The organism is Mycobacterium sp. GA-2829 (assembly GCF_001499965.1).
GTDB lineage: Bacteria > Actinomycetota > Actinomycetes > Mycobacteriales > Mycobacteriaceae > Mycobacterium.
Map to the genome: position 1 here is coordinate 1 of NZ_LQIT01000031.1, position 14,712 is coordinate 14,712.

17 protein-coding genes are annotated in these 14,712 nt (G+C 70.4%); 8 read left to right on the forward strand and 9 right to left on the reverse strand.

Going from position 1 to position 14,712, the window contains the following annotated elements; all coding sequences use genetic code 11:
* Nucleotides 1–96: 96 nt before the first annotated feature.
* On the reverse strand, nucleotides 97–1,245 hold the full coding sequence (locus tag AU194_RS18600) for an NAD(P)/FAD-dependent oxidoreductase (RefSeq protein WP_059090799.1): 1,149 nt from the start codon (nucleotides 1,243–1,245) through the stop codon (nucleotides 97–99).
* Nucleotides 1,246–1,343: 98 nt separating this feature from the next.
* Between AU194_RS18600 and AU194_RS31880 the strand changes: the two genes are divergently transcribed.
* Nucleotides 1,344–1,505, forward strand: coding sequence for a hypothetical protein (locus AU194_RS31880; RefSeq protein WP_157576222.1), 162 nt, complete (start codon nucleotides 1,344–1,346; stop codon nucleotides 1,503–1,505).
* Between the two features lie 9 nt (nucleotides 1,506–1,514).
* Here the strand turns inward: AU194_RS31880 and AU194_RS18610 are convergent, their stop codons facing one another.
* Nucleotides 1,515–2,243, reverse strand: coding sequence for a hemerythrin domain-containing protein (locus AU194_RS18610; protein WP_059090736.1), 729 nt, complete (start codon nucleotides 2,241–2,243; stop codon nucleotides 1,515–1,517).
* A gap of 169 nt (nucleotides 2,244–2,412) precedes the next feature.
* Between AU194_RS18610 and AU194_RS18615 the strand changes: the two genes are divergently transcribed.
* Nucleotides 2,413–3,324: a manganese catalase family protein gene (locus AU194_RS18615; protein WP_059090800.1), complete on the forward strand. Its 912-nt coding sequence runs from the start codon at nucleotides 2,413–2,415 to the stop codon at nucleotides 3,322–3,324.
* A gap of 88 nt (nucleotides 3,325–3,412) precedes the next feature.
* Nucleotides 3,413–4,810, forward strand: coding sequence for a protein adenylyltransferase SelO (locus tag AU194_RS18620; RefSeq protein WP_231743473.1), 1,398 nt, complete (start codon nucleotides 3,413–3,415; stop codon nucleotides 4,808–4,810).
* Nucleotides 4,811–4,816: 6 nt separating this feature from the next.
* Here AU194_RS18620 and AU194_RS18625 read toward each other — a convergent pair whose 3' ends face one another.
* The 4 genes from AU194_RS18625 to AU194_RS18640 are packed head-to-tail and all read right to left on the reverse strand — an operon-like array spanning nucleotide 4,817 to nucleotide 7,260.
* Entirely contained in the window at nucleotides 4,817–5,338 is a 522-nt protein-coding gene (locus tag AU194_RS18625) for a hypothetical protein (RefSeq protein WP_059090738.1), read from the reverse strand.
* Nucleotides 5,339–5,393: 55 nt separating this feature from the next.
* On the reverse strand, nucleotides 5,394–6,323 hold the full coding sequence (locus AU194_RS18630; RefSeq protein WP_059090739.1) for a CoA ester lyase: 930 nt from the start codon (nucleotides 6,321–6,323) through the stop codon (nucleotides 5,394–5,396).
* Nucleotides 6,324–6,360: 37 nt separating this feature from the next.
* Nucleotides 6,361–6,603, reverse strand: a complete 243-nt coding sequence (locus AU194_RS18635; RefSeq protein WP_059090740.1) for a hypothetical protein — start codon at nucleotides 6,601–6,603, stop codon at nucleotides 6,361–6,363.
* A 45-nt stretch (nucleotides 6,604–6,648) separates the two neighbouring features.
* On the reverse strand, nucleotides 6,649–7,260 hold the full coding sequence (locus AU194_RS18640; RefSeq protein WP_231743466.1) for a TetR/AcrR family transcriptional regulator: 612 nt from the start codon (nucleotides 7,258–7,260) through the stop codon (nucleotides 6,649–6,651).
* 128 nt (nucleotides 7,261–7,388) lie between these two features.
* Here AU194_RS18640 and AU194_RS18645 point away from each other — a divergent pair, with 128 nt between their 5' ends.
* Together AU194_RS18645 and AU194_RS18650 are read left to right on the forward strand one after the other, a co-directional pair.
* The gene (locus tag AU194_RS18645) at nucleotides 7,389–8,489 is read left to right on the forward strand and encodes a P1 family peptidase (protein ID WP_059090741.1); all 1,101 of its coding nucleotides are present in this window, start codon (nucleotides 7,389–7,391) and stop codon (nucleotides 8,487–8,489) included.
* Complete coding sequence (locus AU194_RS18650) at nucleotides 8,486–9,895, forward strand: APC family permease (RefSeq protein ID WP_059090742.1); 1,410 nt, start codon at nucleotides 8,486–8,488, stop codon at nucleotides 9,893–9,895. Before AU194_RS18645 ends, AU194_RS18650 begins: the two co-directional genes overlap by 4 nt.
* On the opposite strand, the gene AU194_RS18655 is transcribed toward AU194_RS18650, so the two are convergent.
* On the reverse strand, nucleotides 9,896–10,528 hold the full coding sequence (locus tag AU194_RS18655) for a TetR/AcrR family transcriptional regulator (RefSeq protein WP_369804161.1): 633 nt from the start codon (nucleotides 10,526–10,528) through the stop codon (nucleotides 9,896–9,898).
* A 34-nt stretch (nucleotides 10,529–10,562) separates the two neighbouring features.
* The gene (locus tag AU194_RS32870; RefSeq protein WP_255374840.1) at nucleotides 10,563–10,688 is read right to left on the reverse strand and encodes a hypothetical protein; all 126 of its coding nucleotides are present in this window, start codon (nucleotides 10,686–10,688) and stop codon (nucleotides 10,563–10,565) included.
* On the opposite strand from AU194_RS32870, the gene AU194_RS18660 reads away from it, so the two are divergent.
* From AU194_RS18660 to AU194_RS18670, 3 genes are read left to right on the forward strand one after another with little or no spacing between them, the layout of a single operon-like run.
* Nucleotides 10,678–11,274: a hypothetical protein gene (locus AU194_RS18660; RefSeq protein ID WP_059090802.1), complete on the forward strand. Its 597-nt coding sequence runs from the start codon at nucleotides 10,678–10,680 to the stop codon at nucleotides 11,272–11,274. The genes AU194_RS32870 and AU194_RS18660 overlap by 11 nt on opposite strands.
* 50 nt (nucleotides 11,275–11,324) lie before the next feature.
* On the forward strand, nucleotides 11,325–12,389 hold the full coding sequence (locus tag AU194_RS18665) for a M42 family metallopeptidase (protein WP_059090744.1): 1,065 nt from the start codon (nucleotides 11,325–11,327) through the stop codon (nucleotides 12,387–12,389).
* 35 nt (nucleotides 12,390–12,424) lie between these two features.
* A complete protein-coding gene (locus AU194_RS18670; protein ID WP_231743468.1) occupies nucleotides 12,425–13,534 on the forward strand; it encodes a GGDEF domain-containing protein in 1,110 nt (369 codons plus the stop codon).
* 1 nt (nucleotide 13,535) lies between these two features.
* Here the strand turns inward: AU194_RS18670 and AU194_RS18675 are convergent, their stop codons facing one another.
* Complete coding sequence (locus tag AU194_RS18675) at nucleotides 13,536–14,711, reverse strand: acyl-CoA dehydrogenase family protein (protein WP_059090746.1); 1,176 nt, start codon at nucleotides 14,709–14,711, stop codon at nucleotides 13,536–13,538.
* Between the last annotated feature and the right edge of the window lies 1 nt (nucleotide 14,712).

Here is a 14,712-nt window from a genome sequence, read left to right on the forward strand (position 1 = left end):
CCGCCGAAACACTCGACGCACTACTGTGCGACCCACTCAATCCACCCGCTGTTGCATAGACGCCTTGAACCCAAGCGCGAATTCTCGCGCACGAGCTCACGTTCGGCCGAGGAACCCAGCGATGGCCCTGGCGATCGGCCCCGCCTGCAACCGGAACGACTGCAGCGGCCCGATCAACGGTTCGTCGTAGCCGGCGAACCACAGCCCCGGCGCGGCGCTCGGCAGCCCGTTGACCACCGGCGCCCCGTCCTCCTCCAGCACCCCGAGATGGCCCACCAGCGGTTCCAGTCCGTGCCGGTAGCCGGTCGCGCCGATCACCACGTCGGGATGGATCCTGCTGCCGTCCTCGAGCACCACGGCGTCGACGTCGAACGACTCCACCGCCGCGACGACTCCTACCCGGCCCGCCTTGATCCGGGGCACCAACTCGTCACCCAGCGTGGGGACGCTGCCGTCGTCGAGCAGCGCCCGGTAGATGCCCTGCCGCGGCGCAGGCAGACCCACCGAGCGCAGGTCGCCGAACCACACCCGGCTCACCACCGCGGCGGCACGGTCGAGCACCGGGACCGGCAGCTTGCTGAACGCCGGGCTGAACGCGTCGACCGGGATACCCGCGGCCGACCGCGGCACCAGATGCGGCGGGGTGCGCACCGCGAGCCGGACACGGGTGGCGACGTCGTCGCTCAGCTGCAGCGCGATGTCCACCGCGGAGTTGCCCACCCCGACCACCAGCACGTCGCGGCCGGCGTACGGCCACGGGTTGCGGTAGTCCGCCGAATGCAGCAGTTCGCCTGTGTAGCCGTCCATTCCGGGCCAGGCGGGCAGTGCGGGCGTGTGGTAGTTCCCGGTCGCGATCAGTACGGCATCGGCGGTGTACGCGTCACCGTCGGTCGTGATCAACCACCGGTCGTCATCACGGTCGATCCGGGTGACCGCGACCCCGAGGGCGAGCCGAAGCCGTTGTCGGCGAACGTAACTGTCGAAGTAGTCGATCATGTCGTCGCGGCGCGGCCAACGGCCGTAGCGGCGCGGGATGGGCTGTCCCGGCAGATGCGACCAATAGCCGCAGGTGTTGAGGCGGAACCCGTCGTAGCGCGCCCGCCAGGTGGACGCGGGCGCCGACGCCCGGTCGAGGATCAGCGGATCGATCCGCTGTTCGTGGCGGAGTTGGCGCGCGATGGCCAGCCCGCACGGGCCCGCACCCACGACGATGACGCGCTCGTGGCGCTGCTGCGTTGACGACATCGCGGTCAGTGTTCCCATCCGGCGCGACGCTCAAGCCGGTTTCCCGCCGAACGCGTTGGGTAGTCCTGTGGTTCACCCGACCGTTCGAGGAGGATTCGATGAGCTCACCGGAGCCGACGCAAGACGAGCCGACCCAGCACAGCGCCCAACTCGGGGGCACCCCCGAAGGGCAGGTGCCCAGCGCCAGCCCCGGGTACTCGACGCCTCCGCCCGAAGGTGTCCGCGACGCCGAGGACCAGGGCGACGCCGCTCCCGAATAGGCCTACGGCTCAACCTTTCTCGGCCGTGCGCGGACTGTGCGTGCTGGGATCCTCACCGCGGGTCAGCGGCGGCACGTGCTCGACGACGCCTGCGACCTTGGCCAGGCCGGAGCTCACGGTGCTCAACACGGTGCGCTGCCTGCCCGAGGAGTGCCGGGCCCCGCGGTCGAGGTGATCGCGGGCGCGGTCGAGGAAGGTCAGCGGGGCCGCCGCGACCGCGTTGCCCGGTGGGCGGCGCGCCACGACCGGGTGCGGACGCGTCGGCGCCGTCCGTCGCACCGCCTCCCACGCCCAGCCCAGCCGGATGAGGGTGCGCCGGTCGACGGACTCCTGCAGCATCGGCAGCAGCCGGTCCTCCTCGTCCCGAACGTCTTCCCGCAGAAGCGTTTCGATGCGCCGCCACAGATCACGGTGCCGGGCCCCGTCCACCGTCGCCTTCTCCAGTTCGGTGAACAGTTCGTTGATCTCCTGGTGCTCCTGTTCGATCTCGAGGGTGAGCGGTTCCCCGCCGGGCACCATCTTGCGGATCGCCGGCCACAGCACCGCCTCCTCGGCGAACGCGTGCGGGAACACCAGTCGGCACAGCTCGTTCAGATAGTCCTGCCGCTCGTCTCCGGTCGTCGCGTCGATCCGGTGCAGCAACCGGTCCAGCTCGATGTGGTCCCGCTTCTGGCGGGTGAGCACGCTGTACGGCCCACCGAGCTGAGCGAGATTCTGATCGGCAAGCAATGTCGACATGAGTACTCCTCTCCGTGGCCGAACCAGTGCCCCGCAAACGCCTCTCCAAACATCGCGATTGCAGCGTTTGCCCACCCTTACCCGGGGTACCGCGTCGGTTGCCGTACAGGAGCGTGCGGCGGTCGGGGTGGTCGTTGCGGCGGCCGCTGAATTCAACAGTGGAGAACTCATGTTCCGTCATACCGATTACATGCAATTCGACGTCAAGCCCGAAAAGCCGGATCCGGTCTACGCCCGCAAGCTCCAGGAACTGCTCGGCGGTGCCTTCGGCGAGATGACCGTGACGATGCAGTACCTCATGCAGGGCTGGAACTGTCGCATGAAGGGCAAGTACAAGGACCTGATCATGGACGTCGCGACCGAGGAGATCGGTCACGTCGAGATGATCGCGACGATGATCGCCCGTCTGCTCGAGAGCGCACCCGCCACCGACGCCACCGAGAACGCGCTCGGCGATCCGGTGGTGGCCGCGGTGATGGGCGGAATGGACCCGCAGCAGGCCATCATCTCCGGTGGGGCGCCGACGCTGTCGGACAGCCAGGGGCAGGCTTGGAACGGGAAATTCGTTGTGGCGTCGGGCAATCTGCTCGCCGACTTCTATGCCAACGTGAACGCCGAGGCCCAGGGCCGCGTGCAGACCGCACGGCTGTGGCACATGACCGACGATCCGGGCGTCAAGGCGATGCTGAAGTTCAACCTCGCCCGCGACACCTACCACCAGAACATGTGGCTGGCCGCGATCGAGGAGTTGCAGGCCGACGGGCTGGAGGGCGTCGTGGCACCGAACGATCTGTTCGACGAGGAGTACGAAGAGCACGCCAGCACGCTGTGGCACCTCTCCGACGGCGCCGACGCCGACAAGGGCCGCTGGGTCAACGGACCGCTGCCCGACGGCAGGCACACGGGCAAGTTCCTGGCCGATCCGCAGCCGCTCGGCGACCGTCAGTCCGGTCCGCCGCCGGACCCGAAGCTCTACGTCACCTACGACGGTTCGATGGGTGAGCCGCGGACCCCGTCGTTCGGCACCGAGAAGGGCATGATGGGCAAGCTCAAGGACGCGATCGACCCGGACAAGACATAACGGGCCGCTCCGTAGTCTGGATGAGGTGACTGCCTCACCCCCGACCAATCTGCGCCTCGACGACCGCTTCGCCACGGAGTTGCCGGAAATGGCGGTCCGCTGGAGGGCCGAGGAAGCCCCGGATCCGCGACTGCTCGTGCTCAACGAGCCGTTGGCCGCGGAACTCGGGCTGGACGCCGATTGGCTGCGCACCCCCGACGGGGTGCGTCTGCTGGTCGGCAATTCGGTTCCCAGCGGCGCCACTCCGGTGGCCCAGGCGTATGCCGGGCACCAGTTCGGCGGGTTCGCGCCGCGGTTGGGCGACGGCAGGGCGCTGCTGCTCGGCGAAGTCGTCGACGCCGACGGCCGGCTGCGGGATCTGCACCTCAAGGGTTCGGGCCACACCCCGTTCGCCCGGGCCGGTGACGGGCTGGCCGCGGTCGGGCCGATGCTGCGCGAGTACATCGTCAGCGAGGCGATGTACGCACTCGGCATCCCCACCACGCGGTCGCTGGCCGTGGTCGCGACGGGCCGCCCGGTGCAGCGGGAGACCGTGCTCGACGGCGCCGTCCTCACCCGCGTCGCGGCCAGTCACCTGCGCGTCGGCAGCTTCCAGTACGCCGCAACCTCAGGAGACCGGGATCTGCTGCGTCGACTGGCCGACCACGCCATCGCCCGCCACCATCCGCAGGCCGCGGCCGCCGACAACCCGTACCTCGGCCTGTTCGAGGCCGTGGTGTCCGCCCAGGCGCAGCTGATCGCCCGGTGGATGCTGGTCGGATTCGTGCACGGCGTGATGAACACCGACAACATGACGATCTCCGGGGAGACCATCGACTACGGGCCGTGCGCGTTCATGGACGTCTACGACCCGGAGACGGTGTTCAGCTCCATCGACATGTGGGGCCGTTACGCGTACGGGAACCAGCCCGCGATCGCGGGCTGGAACCTCGCCCGCTTCGCCGAGACGCTGCTGCCGTTCTTCGACGCGGACCTCGACCGCGCGGTCGGCATCGCCCAGGATGCGCTGGGTGGGTTCGGCGCCCAGTTCGAGGCCGCGTTCTCCACGGGGCTGCAGACCAAGCTGGGCCTGACCGCGGCCGGCGACGCCGAGGTGGCGCCCCTGCTCGAGGATCTTCCGAACCTGTTGCGCGACAACCACATCGACTACACCACGTTCTTCCGCGACCTGGGCCGGGCCGCGCGCGGCGACGCCGAACCGGTGCGCGGCGCGTTCGTCGACCTCGCAGGGATCGACGCGTGGCTGAACCGTTGGCGCGCACTGCATCCCGACCCCGAGGCGATGGACCGGGTCAACCCCGTCTACATCCCCCGTAATCACCTCGTCGAGGAGGCGTTGACCGCCGCGTCCGCGGGCGACCTCACCCCGGTCCAGCGGCTGCTCGACGCGGTGACCGGGCCGTTCGACGAACGGCCCGGTCTGGCGCGCTATGCCGAACCCGCTCCGGAGGAGTTCGGCAGGTACCGCACGTTCTGCGGCACCTGAGCCGGCTCAGGGAGCCGGTACCGCCCCGCAGCCGACGCCCGGGATGCACCCGGCCGCACCGCCGGGTCCGGCCGTACCGGCGGGACCGCCGGGGATGGCGCCGGTCGCGCCCTGCGGACCGGCCGCACCGCCCGGACCACCCGGGATCGCACCCGCAGCACCCTGCGGACCGGCCACGCCGCCTGGACCACCCGGGATGGCGCCCGCAGCACCCTGCGGACCGGCCACGCCGCCTGGACCACCCGGGATGGCGCCCGCGGCACCCTGCGGTCCGGCGACACCGCCGGGTCCGCCGGGCACCGCACCGGCCACACCCGGCGCGGGCGGGACGTACACGCCCGGCGCGGGTGCAGGTGGCGGTGGCGGGACGGCGCCGCATCCGGTGCCGTATGGGTCGACGCAGCCGGGCGGGCCGCCCGCGGTGTAGGTGACGGTGGTGCTGCCCAACGGGGCGGCGACGGCGAAGAACGCGAGCGCGGAGAAGCCGGCGGCGAGCGCCGGCGCGAATTTCTTACGTTCGAGCAACATGCCGGCGGCTACCACGATCGTCTGTGACCTAAACGCAACCTGCGCGAAATTCTTCTCAGTAGTGGTACGTGTCCGACGGGGCGGGCATGTGCACCGGCTCGTCCTCGAACTCGGTGGCCTCGATGCCGTAAGCGCGGGCGAGGTCGAGGATCTTGTTCGCCCGCGCGATGCGGGGCAGGTCGGACCCGTTGCGGATCTCTCCCCCGTCGCGTTCGAACTCGGCGAAGAATTCCTTGGCCCAGGCGATCTCGTCCTTCGACGGGGACAGTCCCTCGTTGACCACGGCACACTGATCGGGGCTCAGGCAGATCTTGCCGGTCATGCCGAACTCCGTGGACACCGCCGTCGCCTCGATCAGTTTGAGCGCACTCGAGCCGATGGTCGGTCCGTCGATCGCACTGGGCAGATGCGCGGCCTTGGCGGCGATGGTGAACCGGGACCGCGCGTAGGCCAGCGTGGCGGGGTTGTCGCCGAAGCCGGTATCACGGCGGAAGTCGCCGATGCCGAACGCCAACCGGAAGGTGCCCTTCGCGGCGGCGATCTCGGTGATGCGTTCCAGTCCGCGGGCGGTCTCCACCAGCGCGACGATCGGCACCCCGGGCAGTCGTTTGGCGGTCTCGGTCACATGGTCGACGGATTCGGCCATCGCCAGCATCACCCCGCCGACCGAGGTCCCCCCGAGCGCGGCGAGGTCGTCGGCCCACCACGGCGTGCCGAACCCGTTGATCCGCACCCAGTCGGCGTTGCCCGCGCCCAGCCAGCGCACGACGTTGTCGCGGGCGGTCTCTTTGTCCTTCGGCGCGACCGCGTCCTCGATGTCGAGGACGACGATGTCCGCACGCGAGCGGGCCGCGGCGGCGAACCGGTCGTTGTGCGCGCCGTTGACCAGCAGCCAGCTACGCGCGAGTACCGGATCGATACGCGTACCCGCCTCGTCGGAGTCGTGGGAGTCAGGGCCGTAGGAGTGGGCGACCTCGTCATACACGCCCTAATCGTCACCCAGGCGCCCGAGGGGCGGAGAGTCAGGGGTGCGACATCGGGCCCGGCGGCGGCGGGGGCGGCACCGGCAGGCACAGCCCGGTGGTGGTGTCGAGGTAGCGGCCCGGCAGGCAGAACGGCGCGCAGCCGTTGGTGACCCCGGTCTCGCCGGGCAGACAGGCCGACCCGACCGCGGGCGTCACGATCGTGGTGACGGCCACGGGTGCCGCGGTGAATGCGGCCACCGACAGCGCCGCGACGAGCAGCCGTCGCATCGGGTGCGTCATGGTTCGACTGTAGGTCGGTGCGCTGCGCGTGACCGGCGAATCGGGTCAGACGGTGTCCGGAAGCTGTGCGCCGGTGGCCAGTTCGGCGTACTGGCGCATCAGCCGCAGCGCGGTGTCGCGGCTCATCTGCGGATCGCGCGCGACGATGCGGTAGCCGAGGTAGTCCTCCATCGCCATCAGCGTCATCGCGATGTCGGCGGCCGGTGAGCCGAGCCGGAACGCCCCGGCGCGTTCCCCGTCGGTGAGGATGCGGACGTAGAGGCCGACCTGCCGGTGATAGATCTCCGCGACGTCGCGGCGCTGGTCGAGTTCGAAACCCGCGGCCAGCACCGCCCGCCAGATCGACCGCCATTCCGCATCCTCGGGACCGGTCGGCAGGCCTGCGGCGATGGTCAGCGCGAGTTGGGCGGCGGCCTCATCGGTGGCCTCGACGACGGCAAGACGCTCGTCGTAGAAGCGGGTGTCCGAGCGCAGCGCCAGCTCGGCCAGCAGCTGGTCCATCTCCTTGAAGTAGTAGCGCACCGCGTTGGCGGTCAACCCCAGTTCGGCAGCCACGTCGGTGATCCGCAGGGTCGCCAGGTCGTGGCGTTCGATGAGCGCGATCGTGGCGTCGAGGATCTCCTCGCGGCGCTCGGCCTTCCTGCTGGGACGTGCCACTGCTCTCCTCCGGGCGATGCGTGCACCAACCGTACCGTCGGCGATCCGAACCTTCCTCTTGCGCATCCGCCGCCCCGGCCGCATTATTTTCCGGACAGGAAAAAAACTAACGACTTCCCGGAGGCGTCATGCGCACCCGCGACCTCGGCGTCGTGATCGGTGAACACCCCACCGGTCCGCACAACGCCATCACCGACGTAGCGGGCGTGCGGGTCGGGCACACCACCCTGCACCGGGACGGCCCCCCGGCCGTGCACACCGGCGTGACCGTCGTCGTCCCGCACGACGACATCTGGACCGAACCGGTCTTCGCCGGCGCCCACCGGCTCAACGGCAGCGGCGAGATGACCGGGCTGGAGTGGATCCGCGAGACCGGCGAGCTGACGTCGGCGATCGGGCTGACCAACACCCACAGCGTCGGCGTCGTACGCGACGCCCTGGTCGACGAACAGGTCCGCGCGCGCGGCGACGGGCTGTACTGGTCCCTGCCCGTGGTCGGCGAGACCTACGACGGGGTCCTCAACGACATCAACGGTCACCACGTACGCGCCGAACACGTCCACGCCGCCCTGGCCGCCGCGGACAGCGGCCCGGTCGCCGAGGGCGCCGTCGGCGGCGGCAGCGGCATGATCTGTCACGAGTTCAAGGGCGGGATCGGCACGTCCTCGCGGGTCACCGAGACCGCCGCGGGCAGCTACACCGTCGGCGTCCTGGTCCAGGCCAACCACGGCCGTCGCGAACGGTTCCGGGTCAACGGCGTCCCCGTCGGCGAGCTCATCGGCCCCGACGTCGTCGCCCTGCCCGACATGCCCAAGGCCTACGAGCGTGGTTCCGGGTCGATCATCGTCATCGTCGCCACCGACGCACCGCTGCTGCCGCACCAGTGCAGCCGGCTCGCACAGCGCGCCGCCCTGGCGGTGGCCCGGGTCGGTGGCAGCGGCGAGCAGTACAGCGGCGACCTCATGCTGGCCTTCTCGACCGGCAACCGCGGCATCCCGCCCTACTCGTGGGACGAGGACACCGGCACCGACCGGCCGGAGATCGACCTGCGGATGGTCGCGCCGCAGCTCATGACGCGGCTGTTCGACCTCACCATCGAGGCCACCGAGGAGGCGATCGTCAACGCCGTCGTCGCCGCCACCACCGTCACCGGCCGCGACGGCCGCACCGCCCACGCCATCGACCACACCCTGTTCCGCCAGGCCGTCCTCACCAGGGAGATCTCATGAGCACCGACGTCACCCCCGCCGCGGAGGCGCGGCGCCTCGAAGGCAGGCTCGGCCCTGTCGCGGTCGTGTTCATGGTGGTCGCTGCCGCCGCCCCGCTGACCGTGATCGGCGGCAACATGCCGCTGGCGATCGGCATCGGCAACGGGGCGGGCGCCCCGCTCGGCTTCGTGATCGCCTCGCTGGTGCTCCTGATGTTCAGCATCGGGTTCGTGGCGATGACGCCGTACGTACCCGAGGCGGGCGCCTTCTTCTCCTACGTCACCCTCGGGCTCGGCCGACGGCCGGGCACCGGGATCGCCGCCGTCGCGCTGATCGCCTACACCGCGATCCAGGTCGGCATCTACGGCTACATCGGCTGGGCCATCGGCGACACCGTCCGGTTCTACGGCGGCCCCGAGATCCCCTGGCCGGTGTACGCGTTCGCCACGCTCGCGATCGTCGCGGTGCTGGGCTACCGGCACATCGACCTGAGCGCGAAGGTCCTCGGCGTCGCGCTCGCGCTGGAGATCGGCATCGTGGTGGTGCTCGACCTGGTGATCGTCGCCGATCCGGGCCCCGCGGGGCTGACGCTGACCTCGTTCGCGCCGTCCACGTTCACCCAGGGCGCCCTCGGCATCGCGGTCCTCTTCGCGCTGACCGGGTTCATCGGCTTCGAGGCGACCGCGGTGTTCCGCGACGAGGCCCGCGACCCCGAGCGCACGATCCCGCGGGCGACCTACGCCGCGGTGCTCATCATCGGCGGCTTCTACGCGGTGACCTGCTGGGCGTTCGTCGTCGCGATCGGCCCGGACCAGGTGGTCGAGGTCGCCGAGCGCACACTCGACGGCGAGGGCAACATGCTGCTCGACACCACCGACGACAAGCTGGGCCGCATCGGCCGCGACATCGTCAACGTCCTGCTGCTGACCAGCCTGTTCGCCTGCGTGCTGTCGTTCCACAACGTGATCGCCCGCTACCAGTTCGCGCTCGCGGGCAAGGGCCTGCTGCCGCGCCGCCTCGGCGCGGTGCACGCGCGGCACCACTCACCGGCGTTCTCGTCGATCGTGCAGACGGTGACGGCCGTCGTGATCGTCGCCGTGCTCGCGGTGCTCGGGGTGGACCCGCTCGTCGGCGTCTTCGGTTCGATGGCCGGGGTGGCCACCGTCGGGATGGTGCTGTTGATGCTGACCACGTCGGTGGCGGTGCTCGTGTACTTCGCCCGTCACCGCGACCACGCGGCCGGGCGGCCGTGGCAGACGCGGATCGCGCCGGTGATCGCGTGTGCCGGACTGACGGCCAGCATGTATCTGGTGCTCAGCAACTTCACCCTGGTGACCGGCGGCAGCACGACGCTGAGCGCGGTGCTGGCGGCGATCCCGTTCGTCGGGCTGGTGCTCGGCGCGGTCCGGAGCCCGCGACGCGGCTGATCAGCGGGTGCAGCCGCGCCACACCATGTCGAGCAGCTGGGTGAGCGCGGTCTCGTCCAGCGGCGGCAGGCCGAACACGAGCCGGTAGTAGGCCGGGGAGAACAGCGCGTCGACGGTGACGTCGATGTCGAGGCCGGACCGCAGTTCCCCGGCGGCGATGCCGCGCAGCAATACCGCGGTGACCGCGGCGCGGCGCGGCAGCAGCCACTGGTCGAGCAGCGCGGCCGCGACGTCGGTATTGCGGTCGGCCGAGGCGATCACGCTGCGGAACAGCGGGCCGGTGGTGGGGTCGGACAGGAGGCCGTTGAGCGCGCGCAGCTGATGGTCGAGCGCACCCCTGGTGTCGCTGCCGGCGGGCGGCACGATCGAGGTCCGCGTCGCGGCCAGCAGACCCTCGAGGACGATGGCCGCCACCGACGGCCACCACTTGTAGATCGTGGTGCGGCTGACCACCGCGCGCCGGGCGATCGCGTCGATGCTGATGGCTCCGGTGCCGCCCGCGAGTGCCAGTTCGGTCGCCGCCCGCAGCACCGCGTCGCGCAGCTCGACGTTGCGCGGGCGGCCCCGTCGCGGGGGTTGCGCTGCGGTGTTTGCCAGCTCCGACGGGGTCCGTGTACCTTCGTTAGTGGACACTCTGTCCACTATATTTCTTTTTCCTTCACGGCCCTCAGCGGTCGTCGTATTCGATTGGGGCAGCGGCGGTTTCCATGGTCAGCAGGTTCACCACCACGTCGGTCTTCGCGAAATCGTCGGCTTCGGTCGCAGCGACCGTGGGGGCGGCCGTGCTGGCCATCGGACTGAGCGCGTGCACCCCCGGCGACACCCCCGCGGCGACGGAGGCCCCCGGCCTGCCGACCCCGGAGTCGAGCAGCACCAGCCAGACGTCGGCGCCGAAGGAGAACACCAGCGCACCCGTCGTCGACTACGCGAGGCTGCTCATCGAACCGGGCGACATCAACTCCGCCTACGACACCTTCGTCGCGCGCTCGACGGTGCCCAACCGGCGCGGGGGCAAAGGGGTTTCGGCGCTCTACGTCAACGAGGCGGATACCCGCGCGCTCGGCGTGACGATCTCGATCCTGCCGGACGAGGCCGCTGCCGCCGCGGCGCTGGAGGCCAGCATGCACGCGATCGGCAACACCGTCACCGGCGGCGAGCCCGCGCCCTCGCGGGTCGGTAACAACGGAACCGTGGTCGCGGGGCTGTCCCCGGACGGCAGCAAGGAGATCACCACCCTGCTGTTCACCGAGGGTCCCGCGGTGGCGCGGTTGGAGTTCCAGAGCGCGCCCGGAGATGTCACGCCGCTCGACGTGGTCACCGACATCGGCATCAAACAGGAGATCGCGCTGCGGGTGGGTCTGCCCGCCATCCAGAAGTGACCTCCTCACATCCCACGGTGGAATGGCGCGCATCGGGGTAGAGGACACCAGTGAGCGAATTGCGTCGTGAGCTGCTGCAGGAACTCCTGACGACGTACGGACCGTGCGGTCAGGAGGCCGCGGTGCGCGACATCTGCCGCCGCGAACTGGAACCCTTCGTCGACGAACACTGGGTCGACGAGGCCGGAAACCTCGTCGGCGTCGTCCGCGGCGACACCGGCGACACCGCGGGCACGCGGGTGATGGCGCACCTCGACGAACTCTCCATGCTCGTCAAACGCGTCGAGCCGGACGGCACCGTGCACCTCACCCCCCTCGGCACCATGTATCCGGGCAACTTCGGGCTCGGCCCGGTGGCGCTGCTCGGCGACCGGGAGACCCTGAGCGGTGTGCTCACCCTGGGTTCGGAGCACACCACCAAGGAGAGCCAGCGGATCTGGGAGACCAAACCCGATCAGGGCGATCAAGCGCTCGACTGGCTGCACGTCTACGTGTTCACCGGACGGTCAGCGGACGAGTTGACGGCCGCGGGCGTGCGTCCCGGCACTCGGGTCTGCGTCGACCGCAGCAAGCGGAACCTGTTCGAGTTCGGCGACTACCTGGGCGGCTACTTCATGGACGACCGCGCGGCGTGCGTCGCGCTGCTCGACTCCGCCCGTCTGCTGCACGAATCCGGTCGGCGCCCGGCCGGCGACGTCTACCTCGTCTTCACCACGGCCGAGGAGATCGGGGGCGTCGGCGGGTCCTACGCCAGCCGCACCCTGCCGGGGGAACTCACTCTCGCGTTGGAGGTCGGCCCGACCGAGGCCGAGTACGGCACCACCTGCGGCGGCGGACTGATCGTCGGCTACAGCGACGCGATGTGCGTCTACGACAAGGACGTCGCCGACCGGTTGATGGCGATCGCCGATGACCGCGGGCTGTCCCCGCAGGCCGCCGTGCTCGGCGCGTTCGAATCCGACGCCTCGCACGCCAAGGCCAACGGGCTCACCCCACGGGCCGGGCTGTTGTGTCTGCCGACGCTGAGCACGCACGGCTACGAGGTGATCACCCGGCGCGCGATTCCGGAGATGGCCGAGGTGCTCGCCGAGTTCCTGCTCGATCCGGCCGCATGACCACCGCGAGTTGCCGGTCCGTGGAGAATCGACCTGTGGCGTCGCGCATGAGCTGGGTGCGGCGGTGGTGGCAGCTGCCCGATCACTTCGACTGGTTGACGGGCTACCTGCACAGCCGCGGCATGATGGCCGCTGCCCGGATCCTGCTGGCCGCCATGGTCGGGTCCCTGGCACTGGTGCCGATCCTGTTGGTGTTCAGCGACTTCGGGCCCCGGTCGACGTTCGGTGTCGTGGTGTCGTGCGCCGCGGGCATCGCGGGCTGGGCGACGATGATCCCGTACGTCCAGCGCTGGCCCACCCGGGTCCAGTCGCTGGCGGTGTCGCTGATCGCGACGGTGTGTGTCGCCGCGATCTGTCTGTCGCAGTCGTATCCGTTGGTCGCGCTGGTGGCGTGTTTCGGGTTCGTGACCCCGGCCGCCTACGTGGCGTTCATGCACACCTCCCGCTACACGGTGTACATCTTCTGCGTGGCCGTGGTGACGGCCGCGATCGGTGCGGTGCGCCTGGCGAACAGCGGGCACATCGTCGGTGCTGTCGCGATCTTCTGGTTCGTCGTGGTGCTCAACGCGGTCATCCCGTTCGGCGTGCAGACGATCGTGCACGCGCTCGGCGCCGACGTGGTGCGGTCGGAATGGGATCCGCTGACCGGGCTGCTGACCCGGCGGGCGTTCTATCAGCGGCTGTCCGGTCTGCTGGCCGACACCGCGTCCGCCGACCGTCACCTGCTGGTGGCGGTGATCGACCTCGACCGGTTCAAGAACCTCAACGACACCCAGGGGCACGCCGCCGGCGACCGGGCGTTGATCGCCGTCGGCCGGGCCCTGTCCCGCAGCGCCGACGCCGACGCACTCGTCGGCCGCACCGGCGGTGAGGAGTTCGTCGTCGCGACCGTCTCGCAATCGACCAGCCCGGCGCAGCTGGGGCTGCGGCTGCTCGCGGGGATCGAGAGAGCCGCCGCACCGCTGACGGCGAGTGTCGGGACGGCGAGCGTGCCGTTGATGCGGCTGCGTGTCACCGGATGGCGCGCCGGGATCGACGAGGCGATCACCGCCGCCGACACCGCGATGTACGAGGCCAAACGCGCGGGCGGGAACCAGGTCCGGCACAGCGAGCTGCCCGGCGTTCCGGACGACGACCTGGCCTGACCTACAGCCCGGGCTGGTCCTCGATGAGCCCCAGCCAGATCTGCGCCGCGTCGATGGCAACCTTCTCGCTGATGAACGCGTGCTGGGTGCCGGTGTAGATGTCGCGGAACGCCCGCTCGAGGCGGCGGCCCTCGCGGATCGCGTCGGTGCCCGCGACCAGATGCGCCCACTCCGCGCAGGCGCGGGCGGTGTCGGTGGCGAAGACCGCAGCCACCCGCATGTCCGCGCGCAGCGTCGGGGTGAGGTCCTCACCGGCTGAGACGGCGGCCTCGGCGGTGGTGAACGCGTCGAGTACCAGCAGCCGCGCGGCCCGCCACGCCGCAGTGTGGTGGGCCAGCCCCTTCTGGAAGGTGGGCCGGCTGGCGAGCGACGCCATATCGCTCATCCGGAACTTCGTCGCGGCGAGTTCGCCGACGTCATCGAGCATGCTCTTGGCGACGCCGAGCGCCCACGCCGCGTGTCCGGCGGCGGTGACGGGCATCAGGCCCATCCGGGTGGCAGGCGACCCGCCGCGGTGCGGGGTCCGGCTGAACAGCGGGAAGGTCCGCTCGGCGGGGACGAACACGTCGTCGACGCGGTAGTCGTAGGAGCCGGTGCCCTTGAGCCCCTGCACGAACCACCCGTCGGTGAACGTGACCTCCTCGCGCGGCAGCACCGCCACCTGCATATCGGGCACTCCGTCACCGGCCCAGCGGATCTCACCGGCGTCCATCGGCAGGAATCCCGCCGCGACGTACTGCGCGTGACCGGTGCCCGAACCGAAGCTCCATGCCCCGCTCAACCGGTAGCCGCCCGCGGTCGCCACGCCTTGCCCGTTCGGGAAGAACTGTCCCCCCATCGTGACCTGGTTGTCGTGCGCGGTGAACACCTCGGCGAAACCGGCGTCGGGCAGATAGCAGGCCGCGGCGAACGACGACGGCAGGTTCGCGATCCCGACCCAGCCGAATGATCCGTCCTGCCAGGCCATTTCGATCCACGTCTCGATCATCTCGGCGAACGTGGGTTCCACCCCGCCCGCCGGGACCGGGTTGAACGCGGTCATCAACCCGCAGGCCCACATCCCGTCCACGATCTCGGGGCACAGCGTGCGCAACCGTTCACTGTCCTCGGCATGCTCCCGCACCAGATCGCGCAGGTCACGTGCCCGCCCGACGACCCCGGGGTGTCGTGTCTTCATC

Excerpts from the sequence above, each read along its gene's own strand:
- AU194_RS18600 (WP_059090799.1), bottom strand. The coding sequence starts at position 1,245 with ATGTCGTCAACGCAGCAGCGCCACGAGCGCGTCATCGTCGTGGGTGCG.
- AU194_RS31880 (WP_157576222.1), top strand. The coding sequence starts at position 1,344 with ATGAGCTCACCGGAGCCGACGCAAGACGAGCCGACCCAGCACAGCGCC.
- AU194_RS18610 (WP_059090736.1), bottom strand. The coding sequence starts at position 2,243 with ATGTCGACATTGCTTGCCGATCAGAATCTCGCTCAGCTCGGTGGGCCG.
- AU194_RS18615 (WP_059090800.1), top strand. The coding sequence starts at position 2,413 with ATGTTCCGTCATACCGATTACATGCAATTCGACGTCAAGCCCGAAAAG.
- AU194_RS18620 (WP_231743473.1), top strand. The coding sequence starts at position 3,413 with ATGGCGGTCCGCTGGAGGGCCGAGGAAGCCCCGGATCCGCGACTGCTC.
- AU194_RS18625 (WP_059090738.1), bottom strand. The coding sequence starts at position 5,338 with ATGTTGCTCGAACGTAAGAAATTCGCGCCGGCGCTCGCCGCCGGCTTC.
- AU194_RS18635 (WP_059090740.1), bottom strand. The coding sequence starts at position 6,603 with ATGACGCACCCGATGCGACGGCTGCTCGTCGCGGCGCTGTCGGTGGCC.
- AU194_RS18645 (WP_059090741.1), top strand. The coding sequence starts at position 7,389 with ATGCGCACCCGCGACCTCGGCGTCGTGATCGGTGAACACCCCACCGGT.
- AU194_RS18650 (WP_059090742.1), top strand. The coding sequence starts at position 8,486 with ATGAGCACCGACGTCACCCCCGCCGCGGAGGCGCGGCGCCTCGAAGGC.
- AU194_RS32870 (WP_255374840.1), bottom strand. The coding sequence starts at position 10,688 with ATGGCCAGCACGGCCGCCCCCACGGTCGCTGCGACCGAAGCCGACGAT.
- AU194_RS18675 (WP_059090746.1), bottom strand. The coding sequence starts at position 14,711 with ATGAAGACACGACACCCCGGGGTCGTCGGGCGGGCACGTGACCTGCGC.